Origin of the sequence: Streptomyces diacarni, from assembly GCF_003323715.1 — a bacterium.
GTDB lineage: Bacteria > Actinomycetota > Actinomycetes > Streptomycetales > Streptomycetaceae > Streptomyces > Streptomyces diacarni.
Genome location: NZ_QOIN01000071.1, coordinates 68,429 through 87,131, shown reverse-complemented (window position 1 = coordinate 87,131; position 18,703 = coordinate 68,429). Strand labels below are relative to the sequence as shown.

18 protein-coding genes and 1 tRNA gene are annotated in these 18,703 nt (G+C 70.5%); 10 read left to right on the top strand and 9 right to left on the bottom strand.

The window, feature by feature from the left end:
* Positions 1-18: 18 nt before the first annotated feature.
* The gene (locus DTL70_RS32170) at positions 19-753 is read right to left on the bottom strand and encodes a DUF5324 family protein (RefSeq protein WP_114025554.1); all 735 of its coding nucleotides are present in this window, start codon (positions 751-753) and stop codon (positions 19-21) included.
* A 201-nt stretch (positions 754-954) separates the two neighbouring features.
* On the opposite strand from DTL70_RS32170, the gene DTL70_RS32165 reads away from it, so the two are divergent.
* Together DTL70_RS32165 and DTL70_RS32160 are read left to right on the top strand one after the other, a co-directional pair.
* Positions 955-1,482, top strand: a complete 528-nt coding sequence (locus tag DTL70_RS32165) for a peptidylprolyl isomerase (RefSeq protein ID WP_114025553.1) — start codon at positions 955-957, stop codon at positions 1,480-1,482.
* Between the two features lie 106 nt (positions 1,483-1,588).
* Positions 1,589-2,512: a rhomboid family intramembrane serine protease gene (locus DTL70_RS32160; RefSeq protein WP_114025602.1), complete on the top strand. Its 924-nt coding sequence runs from the start codon at positions 1,589-1,591 to the stop codon at positions 2,510-2,512.
* 207 nt (positions 2,513-2,719) lie between these two features.
* On the opposite strand, the gene crgA is transcribed toward DTL70_RS32160, so the two are convergent.
* Positions 2,720-2,980, bottom strand: coding sequence for a cell division protein CrgA (crgA, locus tag DTL70_RS32155; RefSeq protein WP_114016811.1), 261 nt, complete (start codon positions 2,978-2,980; stop codon positions 2,720-2,722).
* A gap of 111 nt (positions 2,981-3,091) precedes the next feature.
* Here crgA and DTL70_RS32150 point away from each other — a divergent pair, with 111 nt between their 5' ends.
* From DTL70_RS32150 to DTL70_RS32125, 6 genes are all read left to right on the top strand, one after another.
* Complete coding sequence (locus DTL70_RS32150) at positions 3,092-3,820, top strand: DUF881 domain-containing protein (protein ID WP_114025552.1); 729 nt, start codon at positions 3,092-3,094, stop codon at positions 3,818-3,820.
* A gap of 29 nt (positions 3,821-3,849) precedes the next feature.
* Positions 3,850-4,647, top strand: coding sequence for a class E sortase (locus DTL70_RS32145; RefSeq protein ID WP_114025551.1), 798 nt, complete (start codon positions 3,850-3,852; stop codon positions 4,645-4,647).
* Positions 4,648-4,735: 88 nt separating this feature from the next.
* Positions 4,736-4,936: a hypothetical protein gene (locus tag DTL70_RS32140; protein ID WP_114025550.1), complete on the top strand. Its 201-nt coding sequence runs from the start codon at positions 4,736-4,738 to the stop codon at positions 4,934-4,936.
* The gene (locus tag DTL70_RS32135; RefSeq protein WP_245980235.1) at positions 4,933-5,667 is read left to right on the top strand and encodes an aminodeoxychorismate/anthranilate synthase component II; all 735 of its coding nucleotides are present in this window, start codon (positions 4,933-4,935) and stop codon (positions 5,665-5,667) included. The genes DTL70_RS32140 and DTL70_RS32135 overlap by 4 nt, the downstream gene beginning before the upstream one ends.
* Positions 5,664-7,112, top strand: coding sequence for a class E sortase (locus DTL70_RS34885; RefSeq protein ID WP_281278746.1), 1,449 nt, complete (start codon positions 5,664-5,666; stop codon positions 7,110-7,112). The genes DTL70_RS32135 and DTL70_RS34885 overlap by 4 nt, the downstream gene beginning before the upstream one ends.
* 64 nt (positions 7,113-7,176) lie before the next feature.
* A complete protein-coding gene (locus DTL70_RS32125; RefSeq protein ID WP_114025548.1) occupies positions 7,177-8,043 on the top strand; it encodes a class E sortase in 867 nt (288 codons plus the stop codon).
* 220 nt (positions 8,044-8,263) lie between these two features.
* Here DTL70_RS32125 and pknB read toward each other — a convergent pair whose 3' ends face one another.
* The 6 genes from pknB to DTL70_RS32095 form a co-directional block, all read right to left on the bottom strand.
* A complete protein-coding gene (gene pknB / locus DTL70_RS32120) occupies positions 8,264-10,222 on the bottom strand; it encodes a Stk1 family PASTA domain-containing Ser/Thr kinase (protein WP_114025547.1) in 1,959 nt (652 codons plus the stop codon).
* Between the two features lie 179 nt (positions 10,223-10,401).
* Complete coding sequence (locus tag DTL70_RS32115) at positions 10,402-11,892, bottom strand: peptidoglycan D,D-transpeptidase FtsI family protein (protein ID WP_114025546.1); 1,491 nt, start codon at positions 11,890-11,892, stop codon at positions 10,402-10,404.
* Positions 11,889-13,316, bottom strand: coding sequence for an FtsW/RodA/SpoVE family cell cycle protein (locus DTL70_RS32110; RefSeq protein ID WP_114025601.1), 1,428 nt, complete (start codon positions 13,314-13,316; stop codon positions 11,889-11,891). The genes DTL70_RS32115 and DTL70_RS32110 overlap by 4 nt, the downstream gene beginning before the upstream one ends.
* 14 nt (positions 13,317-13,330) lie before the next feature.
* Positions 13,331-14,998 carry a Stp1/IreP family PP2C-type Ser/Thr phosphatase gene (locus DTL70_RS32105; RefSeq protein ID WP_245980273.1) on the bottom strand — a complete coding sequence of 556 codons (1,668 nt, stop codon included), beginning with the start codon at positions 14,996-14,998 and terminating at the stop codon, positions 13,331-13,333.
* A gap of 36 nt (positions 14,999-15,034) precedes the next feature.
* Positions 15,035-15,547 carry an FHA domain-containing protein FhaB/FipA gene (locus DTL70_RS32100; protein WP_114025544.1) on the bottom strand — a complete coding sequence of 171 codons (513 nt, stop codon included), beginning with the start codon at positions 15,545-15,547 and terminating at the stop codon, positions 15,035-15,037.
* 10 nt (positions 15,548-15,557) lie between these two features.
* Positions 15,558-16,406 (bottom strand): FHA domain-containing protein, encoded by an 849-nt coding sequence (locus tag DTL70_RS32095; RefSeq protein ID WP_114025543.1) that lies wholly within the window; start codon positions 16,404-16,406, stop codon positions 15,558-15,560.
* A gap of 530 nt (positions 16,407-16,936) precedes the next feature.
* On the opposite strand from DTL70_RS32095, the gene DTL70_RS32090 reads away from it, so the two are divergent.
* A tRNA-Leu gene (locus DTL70_RS32090) sits at positions 16,937-17,020 on the top strand.
* A 383-nt stretch (positions 17,021-17,403) separates the two neighbouring features.
* On the opposite strand, the gene DTL70_RS32085 is transcribed toward DTL70_RS32090, so the two are convergent.
* Positions 17,404-18,060, bottom strand: a complete 657-nt coding sequence (locus DTL70_RS32085) for an FMN-dependent NADH-azoreductase (protein ID WP_114025542.1) — start codon at positions 18,058-18,060, stop codon at positions 17,404-17,406.
* A 109-nt stretch (positions 18,061-18,169) separates the two neighbouring features.
* On the opposite strand from DTL70_RS32085, the gene DTL70_RS32080 reads away from it, so the two are divergent.
* Entirely contained in the window at positions 18,170-18,598 is a 429-nt protein-coding gene (locus DTL70_RS32080; RefSeq protein WP_114025541.1) for a winged helix-turn-helix transcriptional regulator, read from the top strand.
* Positions 18,599-18,703: the final 105 nt, after the last annotated feature.

Sequence of the window (18,703 nt, the reverse complement as noted above, 5' to 3'; positions counted from 1 at the left end):
CGCGGGCCGGCATCGCGGCTACTTCTCCTTGCGCTCCTCGGCCTCGGCGTCGTCCTGCTTGGCGCGCACCTCGGGGTCCAGGTCGGCGTCACCGCCGGCGGGCCCCGAGCCGTTCACGCTGGTGAGCGGCGCCCGGTCGCTGACCTCGGTGGCGGCCGGCGGCTCGACCAGCCAGTCCGGGTTCGCCTGCCGGTCCCACCAGCGCCAGGCCGCGTACGCGCCGCCCGCCACCAGGCCGACCAGCCCCGCGCGCCAGACGAAGCGGCCGGTGCGGGACCTGCGGCGGCGCCGGCGCGAGAGCTTCTCGATCTCCTCGGCCGTCACCTGGCCGCGCAGCGCGGCCACCGCGGCGGCGCCGCGCGCCGCCGCCTCCTCGCGGGCCGGCGCGGTGGCGGTGCGCACGTCCGCCACGGCGCTCTCGATGCGCGGGCCCGCGTAGTCGGCCGCCTGGCGGGCCGCCTTCCTGGTGCGCTTGGCGGCCCGGCCCGCGGCCTTGTCGACGTCGGCGGGGAGGGCGTCCCACGCCTGCGCGACCCGGGGTCCCACGTAGCTCTCGTAGCCTTCGCGTGCGGTGTGGCGTGCCTGTTCGGCGGCCTTGGCGACCTTGGGCCCCAGCCGCGCGCTCGCCTCCTGTGCGTAACGTGCGGCGGTGTCCTTGGCCTGGTCGGCGTGGGGCTTCACCACCTCCGCTGCGTGGCGCACGTTCTCCTTGGCGGTGCCGGTCGCGGCGCGCACGCTTTCCTTGGTGGTCACGGTTCCTCCTCTTCGGTGGCTCATGACGTGGGGCAGTCTCTCCGAAAACGGAGGACAGGAAGTCGTTTTTCCACCCCTTTCGAAGATCATGCCTGGCAGACCGCTACCGGGTACCCCCGAGCGGGCATCCGGGTCAGCCGACCTTCTCCAGCGTCCGTGGGAGGATCGGGGGAGTCAACGCAGACAGATGGAAGGTAGATCGTGGCCGAGCAGCTCCACGCCACCCTGAAGACCAACCAAGGCGACATCCGGATCCAGCTCTTCCCGGACCACGCCCCCAAGACGGTCAAGAACTTCGTCGAGCTCGCCGAGGGCTCCCGCGAGTGGACGCACCCCGCGACGGGTGCCAAGAGCACCGACCGGCTGTACGACGGCACGGTCTTCCACCGTGTCATCAGCGGCTTCATGATCCAGGGCGGTGACCCGCTGGGCAACGGCACCGGCGGGCCTGGCTACGAGTTCGGGGACGAGATCCACCCGGACCTGGCCTTCACCAAGCCCTACCTGCTGGCGATGGCCAACGCGGGCCCCGGCACCAACGGCTCGCAGTTCTTCGTCACCCTCGCGCCCACCACGTGGCTGACGGGCAAGCACACCATCTTCGGTGAGGTCAGCGACGAGGCGAGCAAGAAGGTCGTCGACGCCATCGGCGGCGCCCAGACCAACCCGCGCACCGACCGCCCCGTCAACGACATGGTGATCGAGTCGGTCGTGATCGAGCGCCAGTAGGCGCGCCGGCGGACGCGAGCAGACGCGAGCGCAGGAACCGTACGCCCCACCCGTCCGTATTCAGGGCGGGTGGGGTCGTGCGTGGGGGAGACTTGGAGGGGTGAGCGTGGCGCAGGAAGGACAGCCCGGGGGCGGGGCCGAGCGGGACGGAGATTCCGGCGGTCAGGGCGGGCAGCAGGGCCCCAGGCACTGTTACCGGCACACCGATCGGGAGACCGGTATCTCGTGCACGCGCTGCGAGCGGCCGATCTGCCCCGAGTGCATGGTGCCGGCCTCCGTGGGGTTCCAGTGCCCCGAGTGCGTCAGATCGGGTTCGGGCACCGGGCACGCGCCGGGCGCGAACCGGCCGCGGACGGTGGCGGGCGGCCGGGTGACGGCGGATCCCCGGCTGGTCACCAAGGTCCTCCTCGGCCTCAACGTGGCGGTCTTCATCGCCGTGCAGGCGGTCGGCAACCGGCTGCTGGACCGGCTGCTGCTGTTCGGGCAGGCGGTCACGGAGCCGTACGGGCCGCTGGAGGGCGTGGCCGAGGGCCAGTGGTGGCGGCTGCTGACCTCGATGTTCCTGCACCAGGAGATCTGGCACATCCTCATGAACATGCTGGGCCTGTGGTTCCTGGGCCCGCCGCTGGAGGCGGCGCTGGGCCGGGTGCGGCTCGCGGGTCTGTACGTGCTCTCCGGGCTCGGCGGCGGCGCGGTCACCTTCCTGCTCGCGTCACCGCAGCAGGCGTCGCTGGGCGCCTCCGGTGCGATCTTCGGCCTGTTCGGGGCGACGGCCGTGCTGATGCGGCGGCTGCGCTACGACATGCGGCCCATCCTGATCCTGCTGGCGATCAACCTGGTCTTCACCTTCACGTGGCACAACATCGCCTGGGAGGCGCACGTCGGCGGCCTGGTGACGGGCCTGGTGCTGGCCTACGCGATGGTGCACGCACCGCGCGAGAAGCGGGCACTGGTGCAGTACGGGACGGCGGCGCTGGTGCTCGCGGCGATCGTGGTGCTGCTCGTGGTGCGTACGCTCCAGCTCAGCTGAGCCCGGGTTTTCCACAGCGTGTACGGGATCTTGTGCACGGTGTGGTGCGCGCGCCCGAGATTCGCTCAGGCGTACGTTTCCCTTGGGGTTACTGGCCGAACGGGCCTTCGGGCGTCACGCGTCCGGTCACATCGGCGTCAACGTCCTGAAAGTTATCCACAGATCTTGTGAGTTATCCAAGGCTGTGGATCAGCTTGTGGATAACTTTCATTTCCACTGGGTGGAGACGACGAAGCCCGTCGCGATGAAGCCGAAGCCGACCACGATGTTCCAGTTCCCGAGCGCCTCGATGGGCAGCGAACTGCTCGTGACATAGAACACGACGATCCAGGCGAGTCCGATCCCGAACATCGCCAGCATCAGCGGAGCCACCCAACGGCGCCCACCACCGCGCAAATCGATGCTGGTGGCCTTCTTCTCCGGCGGGGGCGTGAAGTCCGCTTTCTTTCGGATACGTGACTTCGGCACGAGAGACTCTCCTGTCGATGCGCTGCTGACCGCCGCACGGCCCACGGGGACGGTGGTCCGTTAGCGTAGTGCTTTCCCAGGGCGGAGGGAGACAAGGGTACGGTGACCAGAATGCATCTCCGACCTGCCCGGCTGGCCGCCATAGGCGTCTTCGCCCTCGCAGGCCTCATCTTCTGGGTCAGTTTCAACACCGCGCAAGGCACCAACCTGCGCAGCGACTCCTCGATGCTACGTCTCAGCGACCTCATCCAGGAACGCAGCAGGCAGAACACCGAACTCGACAGCCAGGCCGCCTCGCTGCGCCGCCAGGTCGACAACCTCGCCCGCCGTGACGACGGCAGCACCGCGGGTCAGGACCGCGAGCTGTCGGACCTGGAGAAGGGCGCGGGCCTGACGAAGCAGAAGGGCGAAGGGCTGACCGTCACCCTCGACGACGCCCCCACCAACGCCACCGCCAAGGTCCCGGGGCTTCCGGACCCCGAGCCCAACGACCTCGTCATCCACCAGCAGGACCTCCAGGCCGTCGTCAACGCCCTGTGGAAGGGCGGCGCCAAGGGCATCAAGGTGATGGACCAGCGGCTGATCTCCACCAGCGCCGTGCGCTGCGTCGGCAACACCCTCATCCTCCAGGGGCGCGTCTACTCCCCGCCCTACACCATCAGCGCCGTCGGCGACCGCGACGCGCTGCAGCAGGCCCTCCGCTCCGCGCCCGCCATCCAGAACTACCTCGAATACGTCGACGCCTACGGCCTCGGCTGGAAAGTCGACGAGCACAAGGCGATGACTCTTCCGGGCTACTCCGGCACAGTGGATCTCCAGCAGGCCCGGCCCGTGGACTGACCACGCCGACCGGTGGGGAGTGAGGCGGGATGGCGTTACGAGCCCTCGTACGGACCCTGAGTGAGACATGCATCACCATCGGCCTCGTGATCGTGCTCTTCGTCGTCTACCTCCTCTACTGGACGGGGCTGCGCGCCGCACACGCCTCCGACGACGAGATCGCCCGGCTCCACAAGCAGTGGGCCCAGGGCCCCACCGGCAGCGCCCCGGCGCACGAGGGCACCGCGGGCGGCACCCGGGACAGCGGCCACGACGGCGGCACCACGGGCGGCGCCGACGAACTGGCGGGCGACGGCGGCGCCGGCGACGCCGACTCCACGGCCCCGGGCCACCGCGCCGGCGAGTCCTTCGCCGTCATGTACATCCCCCGCTTCGGCGGCGACTGGTCCAAGCCCGTGCTGGAGAACACCGCAACGGCCACCCTGCGCAGGGGCCTGGGCCACTACACCGGCACCGCCGACCCCGGAGACAAGGGCAACTTCGCCGTCGCCGGACACCGCCGCACCTACGGCGACCCCTTCAAGGACTTCCCCCGGCTGCGCCCCGGCGATCCCGTCGTCGTCAACGACGGCGACACCTGGTACACGTACACGATCACCGCGCGGCCCTACCGCACGCTGCCCGGCGACACCGGCGTCCTGAAGGCCGTGCCGGAACCCGTCGACGAGGCCGCCACCCCCTTCCGGCGGTCCGGCCGCTACCTCACCCTCACCACCTGCGACCCGGAATGGGGCAGCAGCCACCGGCTGATCGCCTGGGGACGGCTGGACGCCACCCGGCCCACCGCCGAGGGGAAGCCGGACGCGCTCACCCGCGAAGGCCGCTGAAGCCGTACCCTGGCGCCGTTACTCTGGGGTGGGCCGGAAGGCACGCGTGCCCGAGGCGGCGCGGGAGGAGAGAGGACGGCATCGCGGGATGTACGGCTGGATCTGGCGGCATCTGCCCGGCAACGTGTACGTGCGCATACTCATTTCGACCGTGCTGGTGGTCGGCGTCGTCTTCCTGCTCTTCCAGTACGTCTTCCCGTGGGCGGAACCGATGCTGCCGTTCAACGACGTGACCGTCGACGGCGCCGCCGAGCCGCTGGGAACCCCGCGCGCCGGAGGTGCCGCGTGAGCGCCCGCATCCTCGTCGTCGACAACTACGACAGCTTCGTCTTCAACCTCGTGCAGTACCTCTACCAACTCGGAGCCACCTGCGAGGTCGTCCGCAACGACGAGATCGAGCCCCGGCACGCCGTGGGCCCCTCCGCCGCCCGGGGCGGCGAGGAGGGCGGCTTCGACGGCGTCCTCCTCTCCCCCGGCCCCGGCGCGCCCGAGGACGCCGGCGTCTGCATCGGCATGGTCCGGCACTGCGCCGAACGCGGCCTGCCCGTCTTCGGCGTCTGCCTGGGCATGCAGGCGATGGCCGTCGCCTACGGCGGCGTCGTCGAGAGGGCCCCCGAACTCCTGCACGGCAAGACCTCCGCGGTCTCCCACGCGGACACGGGCGTCTTCACCGGCCTCCCCTCCCCCTTCACCGCCACCCGCTACCACTCGCTGGCCGTACGCCCCGGCACGGTGCCCGACGCGCTCGACGTCACCGCGTGGACGGCCCCCGGCGGCGAAGCCGTCGACGGAGCCGGACTGGTGATGGGGCTGCGCCACCGCGAACTGCCCGTCGAAGGCGTCCAGTTCCACCCCGAGTCGGTCCTCACCGAATGGGGCCACCGCATGCTCGCCAACTGGCTGGTGCGGTGCGGCGACACCGACGCCGTGGAGCGCTCGGAGCGGCTGGGGGCACCTCCCGGCCGAAGTCCGGGCGACCGGGGGTCCCGTGCCGTCGGCCTGGGGACGGTCACCGGGTGACGACCGGCCACGGCGAGGGTGCGCGAGGCGCGGGGAGCGCCGAGGGCACCCAGGACGCCGGGGGAGGGCACGGTGCGTCGTACGACCCGTACCGTGCGGCCATCGACGCCCTCGCCGACCCGCTCAACGACCCGCTGCCTGCCCCGAGACCCCCGGCGGAGGGCCACGCGCCCGAGCCCGCCCCGGAGCCGGTGGCGGAACAGCCCGCGCCCGAGCCCGTGGCGGGGGCCGAGGGGGGGCCGTACGGCGCGGAGAGGGGCCGGGACGAGGCGTCGTGGTGGTTCGCCCCGGAGCCGGGCGAGCCCGGCGCTGACCCGTATCTCGGCGGCGGACAGCCGCCGCTGCGGCCGCAGCCGCCCTCCCAGCCCGGGCCGCCCTCCCGGCAGCCGCGGCCCGCGCCGCCGCAGCCGGATGCCTACGGCCCCGCGGGGCACGGCGGGCCGCCCGCGCCGCCGCCCGGCACGTACGCCCACGCGCCCCACGGCGGCGCCCTCCACGGCGCACCCGCGCCGGACGCGGCTTCCGCCCCGCCTTCCGCCCCTGCGGCGCCGGTTGCGCCTGCGGACCGCGAGCGGTCCGTGCCGCGCAGGTCGGGTGTGCCGGGGGAGAGACGGGTGGAGGCACGGGAGGAGGGGCCCAGCACGCTCGGGCTGCGGGCGCCCCGGCGCGAGGCCGGCGGTCCATCCCGTACCGAACGCCCGCCGGGGCCCTCGCGGTTGGAGGCCCGCAGGGCGGCGCGGGCGCTCAAGCCGGGGCCCGGGATCATCGCCAGCCGCGCCATCGGCGAGGCCTTCATCACCTGCGGCGTGCTGATGATGCTCTTCGTGGTGTACCAGGTGTGGTGGAGCAACATCCGCGCCAACCAGCAGGCGGGCGGCGCGACCGACAAGCTGCACGAGCAGTGGGACAGGCACCAGCCGGGCAAGGGCGTCGATCCCGAGCGGAAGCCGGGCGCCTTCGAACCCGGTGAGGGCTTCGCCGTCATCCACATCCCGCGGATCGACGTCACCGCCCCCATCGCGCAGGGCGTCTCCAAGACGAAGGTGCTCGACAAGGGCATGGTCGGCCACTACGCCACCGAGCCGCTGAAGACGGCCATGCCGTGGGACCGCAAGGGCAACTTCGCGCTCGCCGGGCACCGCAACACCCATGGCGAGCCGTTCCGTTACATCAACCGGCTGGAGCCCGGCGACGTGGTCGTGGTCGAGACGCAGTCGAAGTACTACACCTACAAGGTCACGCGGCAACTCCCCTCCACGTCCCCGTCCGACACGGGCGTGATCGACCCGGTTCCGCCCAAGTCGGGCTTCGCGGAGCCCGGTCGGTACGTCACGCTGACCACCTGCACCCCGGAGTTCACCTCGAAGTACCGTCTGATCGTCTGGGGCAAAATGGTGGACGAGCGTCCGCGCAGCAAGGGCAAGCCGGACGCGCTCGTCGACTGACACCGGCGGGTGGGGCCCGGCGGAACGATGGGCAACGAGGCGGCGGAGCGGTGGAGGCGGCACAGTGAGCGAGCGCGAGCGGGAGTCCGCGGACAAGGCCGTGGACCGGGGGGAGCCCGCTGAGGCGCCTCAGGAGGACCCCGAGACGCCGGATGAGCTCGAAACTTCCGAGGGGCCGGGTGAGCTCAGGGATTCCGCGGGGCCGGACGAGCAGAAGGACCCAGCGGCGTCGGGTGAGGGGGCGGACGGTGGGTCGGTCCGGCGGGGGCGGGTGGCCGTCGCCGTCGGTGTCTTCGGTGAACTCCTCATCACCGCGGGGCTCGTGCTCGCCCTGTTCGTCGTCTACTCGCTGTGGTGGACCAACGTCCTCGCCGACCGGCAGGCCAAGAAGGAGAGCGACCGGGTGCGGGAGCACTGGGCCGCCGACCGCGGGCCCGGTGACCTCGACACCAGGGACGGTATCGGTTTCCTGCACGTACCGTCGATGTCGGAGAAGGACATCCTGGTCAAGAAGGGCACCGACCCCAAGGAGCTCAACCAGGGCATCGCGGGCTACTACACCAAGCCCGTCAAGTCGGCCCTCCCCCAGGACCAGTCGGGCAACTTCTCCCTCGCCGCGCACCGCGACGGGCACGGGGCGAAGTTCCACGACATCGACAAGATAGACAAGGGCGACGCGATCGTCTTCGAGACGAAGAACACCTGGTACGTCTACAAGGTGTTCGAGACGCTGCCGCAGACCTCGAAGTACAACGTCGACGTGCTCGACGCCGTCCCGAAGGGCTCGGGCAAGAAGGCGCGCGGCCGCTACATCACCCTGACGACCTGCACGCCCGTCTACACCTCGAAGTACCGCTACATCGTCTGGGGCGAGCTCGTGCGCACCCAGGACGTCGACGAGGACCGCACGGCCCCCGCCGAGCTCCGCTGACCGTGGGTGGGGGCTGCGGCTGCCCGCTCTTCCGCCGGGCCCTCGCCGCGGTGGAGTGGCAGTCGCGGGGGGTGTGGGGGCGCGAGCCCCCACACCCTTGACCGCCGCGACGGCGGGTCACCACAGCGGCGAGGGCCCGGCGGATCAGCCGACGGCCGGCACCGACGCGTTCGGCATCAGCCCAGGGCACCAGCCAAGGGCACCAGCCCAGAGCACCGGGTCAGTGGTGGCGGCGGCCGAAGTCGCCGAAGATGCCGCCGCCGTCGTCACCCTCGTCGGGCCCGCCCGGGCGCGTCATGATGGTGATCTTGTCGCCCTTCTTGCCCTGCGTGTTGGCCGGCGGGTTGGTGCCCATCACGATCGCGTTGTCGTCCTGGGGCCCTGCCACCTTGTCGACGGAGAAGCCGGCGTCCTGGAGGGCGGACTTCGCGTCACCGAGCTTCTGGTTGGTGACGTCGGGCACCGTGGCGGGCTGGTCGTCGGGGGCCTTGGCGACGGTCAGGGTGATCGTCGTGCCCTCGGGCTGCTTGCCCTGGCCGGGGTCCTGGCGGATGACGGTGCCGGCGGCCTTGGTCTCGTTCTCCTCCTCGGACTTGGAGACCTTGAAGCCGAGCGACTCGAGCTGCTGCTTGGCCTTGTCGAAGGGCTGGTCGACGACGTTGGGCACGGTCGGCCGGGACTCGGTGGCGACGGTCAGGGTCACCTTGGTGCCCTTCTTGCGCTGTTCACCCCCGGACGGGTCCTGGGAGAGGACGGTGCCGGCCTGCTGCTCGGACTCCTGCTGCTTCTTGCCGACCTTGAAGCCGGCTTCGTTGAGCTTCTGCTTGGCGTCGGCGAAGACCTCGCCCTTGACGTCGGGCACCTCGCGGGGCGCCTGGTCGCGGGGGCCCTTGGACATGATGAGGCTGACGGTGGAGTCGGCGTCGACGCTCTCGCCCATGCCCGGGTCCGTCTTGCAGACGGTGCCCTTCTTCTCGTCGCAGAACTCGCTCTGGCCTTTGGTGGCCTTCAGACCGGTGTTCTCCAGCTGCTGGGTGGCCTCGGACTGGGAGAGGCCCGCGACATTGGGTACCTCGGCCTGGTTGTCGGGGGAGGCGAACAGCGCCCGTCCGATGAAGATGGCTCCGACGAGGACCAGGATGACGGCGAGCGCCAGCAGGATCGTCGAGAGCGGGTTCTTGCCCTTGCGGCGGCCGCGCTGCTCGTCGTAGTAGCCGCCGTCGTCCGCGCGCATCGGCGGCAGCATGGAGGTCTGCTGCTCCTGGGCGTGGAGCGCCGTGGTCGGCTGGTCCTCGGGGTAGCCGGGGTAGCCGGCGCCCATGGCGGTGGCGGCGACGGGCTGCCCGTCGAGGCAGGCCTCGATGTCGGCGCGCATCTCATCGGCGCTCTGATAGCGGTAGTCCGGGTCCTTGACCAGGGCCTTCATGACGATCGCGTCCGTGGCGGGCGAGATCTCGGGGTCGAAGGCGCTGGGCGGCTGCGGCTCTTCCCGAACGTGCTGGTAGGCGACGGCGACGGGCGAGTCGCCGACGAACGGGGGCCGCACGGTCAGCAGCTCGTAGAGCAGGCAGCCGGTGGAGTACAGGTCGGAGCGGGCGTCGACGGACTCGCCCTTGGCCTGCTCGGGGGAGAGGTACTGGGCGGTGCCGATGACGGCGGCCGTCTGCGTCATCGTCATGCCGGAGTCGCCCATGGCGCGGGCGATGCCGAAGTCCATGACCTTCACCTGCCCGGTGCGGGTCAGCATGACGTTGGCGGGCTTGATGTCGCGGTGGACGATGCCGTTGCGGTGGCTGTACTCCAGCGCCTGGAGGATGCCGGTGGTCATCTCCATGGAGCGTTCGGGCAGCAGCTTGCGCCCGGAGTGCAGGAGCTCCCGCAGGGTGGAGCCGTCGACGTACTCCATGACGATGTAGGGGATGGAGACCCCGTCGACGTAGTCCTCGCCGGTGTCGTAGACGGCGACGATCGCCGGGTGGTTGAGCGAGGCGGCCGACTGGGCCTCACGGCGGAAGCGGGCCTGGAACGACGGATCGCGGGCGAGATCGACGCGGAGCGTCTTGACCGCGACCGTGCGGCCCAGCCGGGTGTCCTGGGCGAGGTAGACCTCGGCCATGCCTCCGCGGCCGAGCACCGAGCCCAGCTCGTACCGGCCGCCTAGGCGACGCGGCTCTTCCATAGTCTCCAGCCCTCTCCGGTCTTCCGTGCCGCTGCGCGTGGGTCTCCCCCGGCTTCCGGCCGGGTGACACCCCCAGGCTTGCGACACGGCGGTGTGCTGCTCGGCATACGGTACCCGCCACTGGTTGCGTGCCTGGTGTGGTCGTGGTGACCGGCATCACCCGAGGCCGCCGGTCGATGTCACCGCTTCTCGTCGAGGACGGCCTCCATCACGTCCTTCGCGATCGGCGCCGCCAGCTTGCCACCCGCGATGTCGTCGCGGAGTGTGTCGGAACTCTCCACCACTACAGCGACGGCCACAGGAGATCCGTCACTCGTCTTCGCGTACGAAATGAACCAGGCGTACGGATTGTCCTTGTTGTTCTCGCCGTGCTGCGCGGTACCGGTCTTGCCGCCGACAGTGACGTTCGGGATCTTGCCCGCGGTTCCCGTGCCCTTCTCCACGACCGTCTCCATGGCCGACTGGAGCTTCTGGGCGTTCTGAGCGGAGACCGGCTGGCTCAGCTCCTCCGGCTTGGTCTGCTCGACGGTGTTGAGGTTGGGCGCGACGAGCTTGTCGACCATGTACGGCTTCATCAGCTTGCCGTCGTTGGCGACCGCCGAGGCGACCATGGCCATCTGGAGCGGGGTGGCGCGGTTGGAGGCCTGGCCGATACCCGCCTGGGCGTTCTGCGGGCGGGTGTCCTTGGGGTAGATGCTCTTGGCGGGCCGCACCGGGGTGTCCAGGTCCGGGTCGAGCGTGCCGCCCTCGACGTCCTTCTCGAAGCCGAACTTCTCGGCCGTCTCGATCATCTCGTCGTTGCCGAGCTCGTCGGACATCTTGGCGAAGACGGTGTTGCAGGACCACTGCAGAGCCACGCGGATGCTGGCGTCCTCGCACTGCGGGATGTTGCCCTCGTTGCCCAGGTCCTTGCTGGTGTTCGGCAGCCTGTAGGGGTCGGGCGAGTCCGTCTTGGAGTCGATGTCGTAGTCGCCGCTCTCCAGCCCCGCCGCCGCGGTGACGACCTTGAAGGTCGAGCCCGGCGGGTAGGTCTGGCGCAGCGCCCGGTTCAGCATCGGGTCGTCGGGGTTGTTCTTCTTCTGCAGGGCGGTCCACGCCTTGCTGTCCTTGTCGCCGTTGCCGGCGAAGGCGGACGCGTCGTAGGAGGGCTTGTTGGCCAGCGCCAGGATGGCACCCGTCGACGGGTCGATCGCGGCGACCGCGCCCTTCTTGTCACCCAGTCCGTCGTAGGCCGCCTTCTGCGCCTTGGCGCTCAGCGTCGTGACGACGTTGCCGCCCTTCTGCGGCTTGCCGGTGACCATGTCGATGGTGCGGTTGAAGAACAGCCGGTCGTCGTCGCCGGTGAGGATGGGGTCGTACAGCTTCTCCAGCTGGTTGGCACCGAACGCCTGCGAGGCGTAACCGGTGACCGGCGCCCACATCTTGCCGTCCTTGTAGGTGCGCTTGTACTTGAAGTCGGTGCCGTCGGTGGCCGCGGACCCGGTGACCGACTTGCCGTCCACGATGATGTTGCCGCGCGGCTGCGCGTACCGGGCGATGGAGACGCGTCTGTTGTCCGGGTCGGTCTTCAGCTCGTCGGCCTGGACGAACTGCAGCCAGTTCGTCCGCACGAGCAGGGCCATCACGAGCAGACCGCAGAAGATCGCGATCCGGCGCAGGGGCTTGTTCACGGGCGGACCACCTGAGTCATCTCGGCGTCGGGTGAGGGCGCGGGGGCCGGCGCGGGGCGGCGGGCGGTGTCGCTGATGCGCAGCAGAATGCCGATCAGGGCCCAGTTGGCGATCACGGAGGAGCCGCCGGAGGCCAGGAACGGCATGGTCATACCGGTCAGCGGGATCAGGCCCATGACGCCGCCGGCGACGACGAAGACCTGGAGCCCGAAGGCGCCGGACAGGCCGACGGCCAGCAGCTTGCCGAACGGGTCGCGGGCGGCGAGCGCCGTACGGACGCCGCGCTCGACGATCAGTCCGTACAGCAGCAGGACGGCCATCATGCCGGTGAGGCCGAGCTCCTCGCCGACCGTGGCGAGGATGAAGTCGGAGTTCGCGGCGAAGCCGATCAGGTCGGAGTTGCCCTGGCCCCAGCCGGTGCCGAGCACTCCGCCCGAGCCGAACGCCCACAGCGCCTGGGCGATCTGGTCGCTGCCGGTGGCCTGGATGACCTCCTGCGAGAAGGGGTGCAGCCAGGCCTGGACGCGGTCTTGCACGTGCGGTTCGAACGTGGCCACGAGGGAGGCGCCGCCGGCTGACAGGAGCAGGCCGAAGACGATCCAACTGGTCCGCTCGGTGGCGACGTACAGCATGATCACGAAGAGGCCGAAGAACAGCAGCGAGGTGCCCAGGTCGGTCTCGAAGACCAGGATCATCAGGCTGAGGCCCCAGATCACCAGGATCGGCCCCAGGTCGCGCCCGCGCGGCAGGTACAGACCCATGAAGCGGCGGGAGGCCAGCGCCAGGGCGTCCCGTTTCACCATCAGATAGCCCGCGAAGAAGATCGCGATGATGATCTTGACGAACTCACCCGGCTGGAGATTGATCGGGCCGATACTGACCCAGATCCGCGCGCCGTTGACCGGCTTGAAGAACACCGGCAGCACCAGCAGCACCAGGCCGACGGCCATGGAGATGTACGTGTAGCGCTGCAGCACCCGGTGATCCTTGAGGAACAGCAGGATCGCCACGAACAGCGCCAGCCCGATAGCCGAGTACAGCAGCTGCTTGGGGGCGTCGGGGGTGAACGAGCCGAAGAGGTTCTCGGCGCGCTGGTGCAGCCGCTCGGACTGGTCGAGACGCCAGATCAGCACCAGACCCAGGCCGTTGAGCAGCGTGGCCAGCGGCAGCAGCAGCGGATCGGCGTAGGGCGCGTAGCGGCGTACCACGAGGTGCCCCACACCGGCCAGCAGCACCATCCCGAAGCCGTAGCCGAGCATGCCCGAGGGCAGCTTGTCGTTGATCGCCAGACCCACGTTGGCGTACGCGAAGACCGGGATCAGCACGGCGAAGACGAGCATCGCCAGCTCCGTGTTGCGGCGGCTCGGCAGTCCGCCGGAGGACACGGTGGTGTTGCTGCCCGTGGTGGTGGTGAGGTTGCTCATGCCTGTGCCGCCCCCTACGGCGCGGTGCACTGCTTGGCCAGATCCTGCTGCTCCTTCGTGAGCTTGGGGCTCGGCGACGGAGTGTCGGAGGCGGCGCCAGTGGTGTCGTGGGTGGAGCCGGAGGTGAAGGCGGTGCGGGTGGCCGCGCCGACGCCGGCGTTCCCCGCGTCCGCGCCGGCGGTGCCGGTCCCGTTGCCGACCCCGCCGCCTGTGGTGGCGTCACCGGGCCGGTTCTGCTCGTCCTTGCGCTGCTTCTCGGACTTCTCGGAACCCTTGCCGCCCTTGTCCTCCTTGTCCCCCTTGTCGGAGTTCTTGGGCTGCTTCTTCTGCTCGGCGACGATCCGGCAGACCTCGGCCTGCTCGCTCAGCTCGGTGAGCTTGTCCTTGGCCTCGCCCCGGTCGTTCAGCGCGATGGTCTCCTTGACCTGGTTGCGCTGGAAGCCCGCCAGGTACTTGAGTTCGACGTCGGGGCGGTCCTCGTCGACCTTGTGCAGCGAGACGCCGGCCAGCTCCTGATTGATGCCGCGGTAGAGCGCGACGTGGTCACCGTTGGCGCCCACGTAGTACTGCGTCTGCGTCCAGCGGTAGCCGCCGTACAGACCGCCGCCCACCACGGCCAGCGCCAGGGCGATCCACAGCGAACGCTTGATCCACCTGCCCTTGCCGCCCTTGCCCGGCTTGGTGAAGTCCTCGTCGGCGAACGGACCGAACGCGCCCGCGGGCGCCGCCGGATCGCCGCTCGGCGGCCCGAACCCCTCCGGGGTGCCCGGCTGCCCCTGCGGAGGCACGCCCTGGCCGCGGCCCAGCTCGGCGGCGCGGGCCGCCGGAGTGCTGCCCAGCGCGCCGCCCGTCAACTGCTGCTGCGTCTCGGCGACGGCGCCGACGATGACGGGGGTGTCGTTGAGCTGGGTGTGCAGCGTGTCCTCGTGGTCGACGTCCAGGACATCGGCGACGATGCACGTGATGTTGTCGGGGCCACCGCCGCGCAGCGCGAGCTGGATCAGCTCCTGCACGGTGTCCTGCGCGCCGTGGTAGCCGGCCAGCGTCTCCTCGATCGTCTGGTGCGAGACGACGGCCGACAGCCCGTCGGAGCACAGCAGGTAGCGGTCCCCCGCGCGCACCTCGCGGATCGACAGATCGGGCTCGACGTGGTCACCGCTGCCCAGCGCGCGCATCAGCAGCGAGCGCTGCGGGTGCGTGGTGGCCTCCTCCTCGGTGATGCGGCCCTCGTCCACCAGCCGCTGCACCCAGGTGTGGTCCTGCGTGATCTGGGTGAGCTGCCCCTCGCGCAGCAGATAGGCCCGCGAGTCGCCGACGTGGACCAGCCCGAGGCGCTGCCCCGTCCACAGCAGGGCCGTGAGCGTCGTGCCCATGCCCTCCAGCTGCGGGTCCTCCTCGACCATCAGCCGCAGCTGATCGTTGGCACGCTGCACCGTGGTCCCGAGCGAGGTGAGGATGTCCGAGCCGGGAATGTCCTCGTCGAGCTGGACCATGGCGGAGATCACCTCGGAGGAGGCGACCTCGCCGGCGGCCTGGCCGCCCATGCCGTCGGCGACCGCGAGCAGCCGGGGACCGGCATAGCCGGAGTCCTCGTTGTGCTCACGGATCATGCCGTCGTGTGATCCGGCGGCAAAGCGCAGTGACAGGCTCATGCGCACCTCGCCCGTCGGCTCCGGGTACATCCGCACGGTGCCCACCCTCCGGTCGTCATGTCGGTACTACTTCCGCAGCTCGATGACCGTCTTGCCGATGCGGATCGGCGCTTCGAGCGGGATCGGCGTCGGTGTGGTGAGCCGGGTGCGGTCGAGATACGTGCCGTTGGTCGACCCGAGATCCTCGACGATCCACCTGCCGTCACGGTCCGGGTAGATCCTGGCATGCCGCGAGGACGCGTAGTCGTCGTCCAGCACGATCGTGGAGTCGTGCGCGCGGCCCAGGGTGATCGTCTGCCCCTGGAGCGCCACCGTCGTACCCGTCAGCGACCCCTCGGACACCACGAGCTTGCTGGGGGCGTTGCGGCCCGCGCCGCGCCCGCGCCGGCCGCCACCCTGCTGCGGTGGCTGCTGCGGCTGTGCCCGCTGAGCGGGACGCTGGTCGGCGCGACGGGTGGTGCGCTGCGTCACCCTGGTGCCGAACAGGTCACTCCTGATGACCTGGATGGACACGATGACGAACAGCCACAGTACGGCGAGAAACCCCAACCGCATGACCGTGAGGGTCAGCTCTGACATTGCCCCCGCTTCACCCTTCGGCTTGCCGGTAAATGATCGTCGTACTGCCCACCACGATGCGTGAGCCGTCGCGGAGCGTAGCGCGCTGTGTGTGCTGTCCGTCCACCACGATGCCGTTCGTGGAGCCCAGATCCTGGATGGAGGAGGGGCTTCCCGCGCGGATCTCGCAGTGCCGGCGCGAGACCCCGGGGTCGTCGATCCGCACGTCGGCCTCCGTGCTGCGGCCCAGCACCAGCGTCGGACCCGAGATCTGGTGGCGGTTGCCGTTGATCTCGACCCAGCGCCGCGTCTCGGTGCCCGGCAGCGGTCCGGCCGCACCGGCGGGACCCGGCGCGTACGGCGGCGGGGAAGAGGGCGCGGGGGGCGCTGACGGCGCGGACGGCGGTGCCGAGGAGGGGCGGGGCGGGTAGCCGTAGCCGCCGTTCCCCGCGGCACCGGGCCGGTCCGGAGCCCGCTGGGCCTGCGCGGCCTGCGGCTGGGAGGTGCTGGAGGCCAGGGTGCGGCTGCGCACCCGGTACAGGCCGGTGTCCAGATCGTCGGCCTTCTCCAGATGGACCTTGATCGGCCCCATGAACGTGTAGCGCTGCTGTTTGGCGTAGTCCCGCACCATGCTGGCGAGTTCGTCCCCGAGCTGGCCCGAGTAGGGGCTGAGCCGCTCGTAGTCGGGCGGGCTCAGCTCGACGATGAAGTCGTTGGGGACGACCGTGCGCTCTCGGTTCCAGATCGTGGCGTTGTTGTCGCACTCGCGCTGGAGGGCGCCCGCGATCTCGACGGGTTGCACTTCGGACTTGAACACCTTCGCGAAGGTGCCGTTGACGAGGCCTTCGAGCCGCTGCTCGAACCGCTTCAGAACTCCCACGACGCACCTCCTTCCCAGATGCTCTCGGACCTAGCCGACCGGGTCGGCCTCCAGTCCGCTTCCCAGTGTCCCCCCGAGTACGGGCACAGTGCTCCTGCGGTACTGCTTACTGATCGTATCCACGCGCGGGGAAATCGACTGGTTCCCCAGTGGGGCACGCTGCTCAAGTGTTGCCCCTCACAGTGGTTCGCGCGCGGCCCCCGCCCACAGTCGTCCGTACCGCCCTACAGCGTCGCATGGATCGCGGGGTTCTCGTACTGAGTCCCGCACCGCCGCGCCAGGCCCGCGCCAGGCCCGCGCCAGGCCCGCGCCAGGGCGCGGGCCTGGTTGGGCCTGGCGGCGTCGTCCAGGGCTGGGAGCGTGCCGCACCACGGCTGGGAGCGTGCCCCGTCAGGGCAGGGAGCGTGCGGGGAGAGGCGGGGGACGGGTCGGGAGGGGGCCCGAATACGGATGTGAATCCACCCCGCTCGACGTGCTAATCTTCTGGATGTCGGAAGGCGCCCGCTCCGGACGAGCCGACAACACCCAATGCGCGAGTGGCGGAATAGGCAGACGCGCTGGATTCAGGTTCCAGTGTCCGAAAGGACGTGGGGGTTCAACTCCCCCCTCGCGCACACAGAGACGAAGGCCCCATCGGATCCCGATGGGGCCTTCGTCGTATGGGCCCCGTGCCCGACCGAGGCGGTCGTTTCCGTCGAACCGGTCGTTTCCGTCGAGCGGGTCATGCCCCTCGAGTGGGTCGCGCCTGACGAGCGGGCCATGCCTGTCGGAGTCGGCCCGCGTCGGGTCGGTCACATGCTTTGCAGGGTGGGGCGGGGCGGGGTGGGCGTGCGCGAACGGAGCGCGCGGTCCGCGTGTGCGGTTGCGCGCTCCGTGCTGACGGGCCGGGGTGCCGGTCGGCCGGCTGCTCGCCTGGGGCCAGGGGCCCGCCCCCAGGGACCTGGGGGCGGAGGGGCAGCCGACCGTTCGGTGGGGTGAATGCGGGCCGGCCGACCGCTCAGTTGGCGAACCGGGCCGCCAGCGCCTTGCCGCGCAGCTCCGCCGCCTCGTGGGCCTGGGCGCGGGAGGCCTTCGCCATGTCCACCAGGTCCGCCATGGCCGGGTTGCCCTCGGCCAGCGTGAGCTCCGGGACGATGTACTCCGCGTCCAGGCCGAAGCCCGACTCCCCCAGAACCTTGTCCAGGTAGGTCAGCACGAACTCGAAGCTCTCGCGGGGGGTGCCCGGACCGTAGCCGCCGCCGCGGCTGGCCACGACGGTCGCCGGCTTGCCCGCCGCGGTCCTGGTGGGCGAACCGGTGGTGCGGCCCATGACGATCACGTGGTCCAGCCACGCCTTCAGCGTGGAGGGGATCGTGTAGTTGTACATCGGGGCGCCGATCAGCACCGCGTCCGCCTGCTCGAACTCGCTCGTCAGCTCGTCACGGAGCTTGAAGGCCTCGGCCTGCTCGGGGGTGTGCTCCGCGGGGGCTATGAAGCCCGCCACGGCGGCCGGACCCTCCAGGTGCGGAACCGGGTCGGTGCCCAGGTCGCGGTAGATCACCTTCCCGTCCGGGTGCTCGGCCTCCCAGGCCTTGCGGAAGGAGGCGGCGACGTCACGGGAGACCGAGGCTTCGTGCGGGTGCACGGACGAGTCGATGTGGAGGAGGGTGACCATGGAGAGCTCCTAGTGCTTCGTAAGCTGAGGTAAGTTTCCGACGTAACTATGTATAGCACAGTTACTTACTTTTCTGCATCACCTTGTGTGGACGCAGTACGATGGAGCCATGTCAGAGCCTGGAAAGCTCGATCTTCCGCCCCCGCCCCCGCCTCCGGACCCGGACCCGCCCCTGGACCGCTCGGCCGCGTCCGCCTGCACCGAGCCGGAGAGCGCCATCACGCGCGTCTTCCACCTGCTCGGCAAGCGCTGGACAGGGCTGATCCTGGCCGCGCTGATGAGCGGCCCGGGACACTTCGCCGAACTGCGCCGCGCCGTGCCCGGCATCAGTGAGCGCATGCTCTCCGACCGGCTGACCGAACTCGCGGCGCTCGGTCTCGTCTCCCGCGCCGTCCAGGAGGGTCCGCCGCTGCGGGTCAGCTACAGCCTCACCGACTCCGGCCACGCCCTGCGGCCCGCCATGGTCGAGCTCACCCGCTGGGCCGACTCCCACCTGACGGGAACGGGGAACCGCTGCCCGGAGGCGTTCCGCGAGTGAGGCCGCGTGCGGCGGTCGTAGGGTGGAGGCGATGAACGCCAACTCCCCCGCGCAGGCGAACGAGGACCCTCCGCACTCGAGCGAGGACACCTCACAGGTGAACCC

Coding starts and splice junctions, on each gene's coding strand:
- DTL70_RS32140 (WP_114025550.1), top strand. CDS start 4,736: ATGTACGGCTGGATCTGGCGGCATCTGCCCGGCAACGTGTACGTGCGC.
- pknB (WP_114025547.1), bottom strand. CDS start 10,222: ATGGAAGAGCCGCGTCGCCTAGGCGGCCGGTACGAGCTGGGCTCGGTG.
- DTL70_RS32085 (WP_114025542.1), bottom strand. CDS start 18,060: ATGGTCACCCTCCTCCACATCGACTCGTCCGTGCACCCGCACGAAGCC.
- DTL70_RS32110 (WP_114025601.1), bottom strand. CDS start 13,316: ATGAGCAACCTCACCACCACCACGGGCAGCAACACCACCGTGTCCTCC.
- DTL70_RS32105 (WP_245980273.1), bottom strand. CDS start 14,998: ATGTACCCGGAGCCGACGGGCGAGGTGCGCATGAGCCTGTCACTGCGC.
- DTL70_RS32145 (WP_114025551.1), top strand. CDS start 3,850: ATGGCGTTACGAGCCCTCGTACGGACCCTGAGTGAGACATGCATCACC.
- DTL70_RS32080 (WP_114025541.1), top strand. CDS start 18,170: ATGTCAGAGCCTGGAAAGCTCGATCTTCCGCCCCCGCCCCCGCCTCCG.
- DTL70_RS32100 (WP_114025544.1), bottom strand. CDS start 15,547: ATGTCAGAGCTGACCCTCACGGTCATGCGGTTGGGGTTTCTCGCCGTA.
- DTL70_RS32150 (WP_114025552.1), top strand. CDS start 3,092: ATGCATCTCCGACCTGCCCGGCTGGCCGCCATAGGCGTCTTCGCCCTC.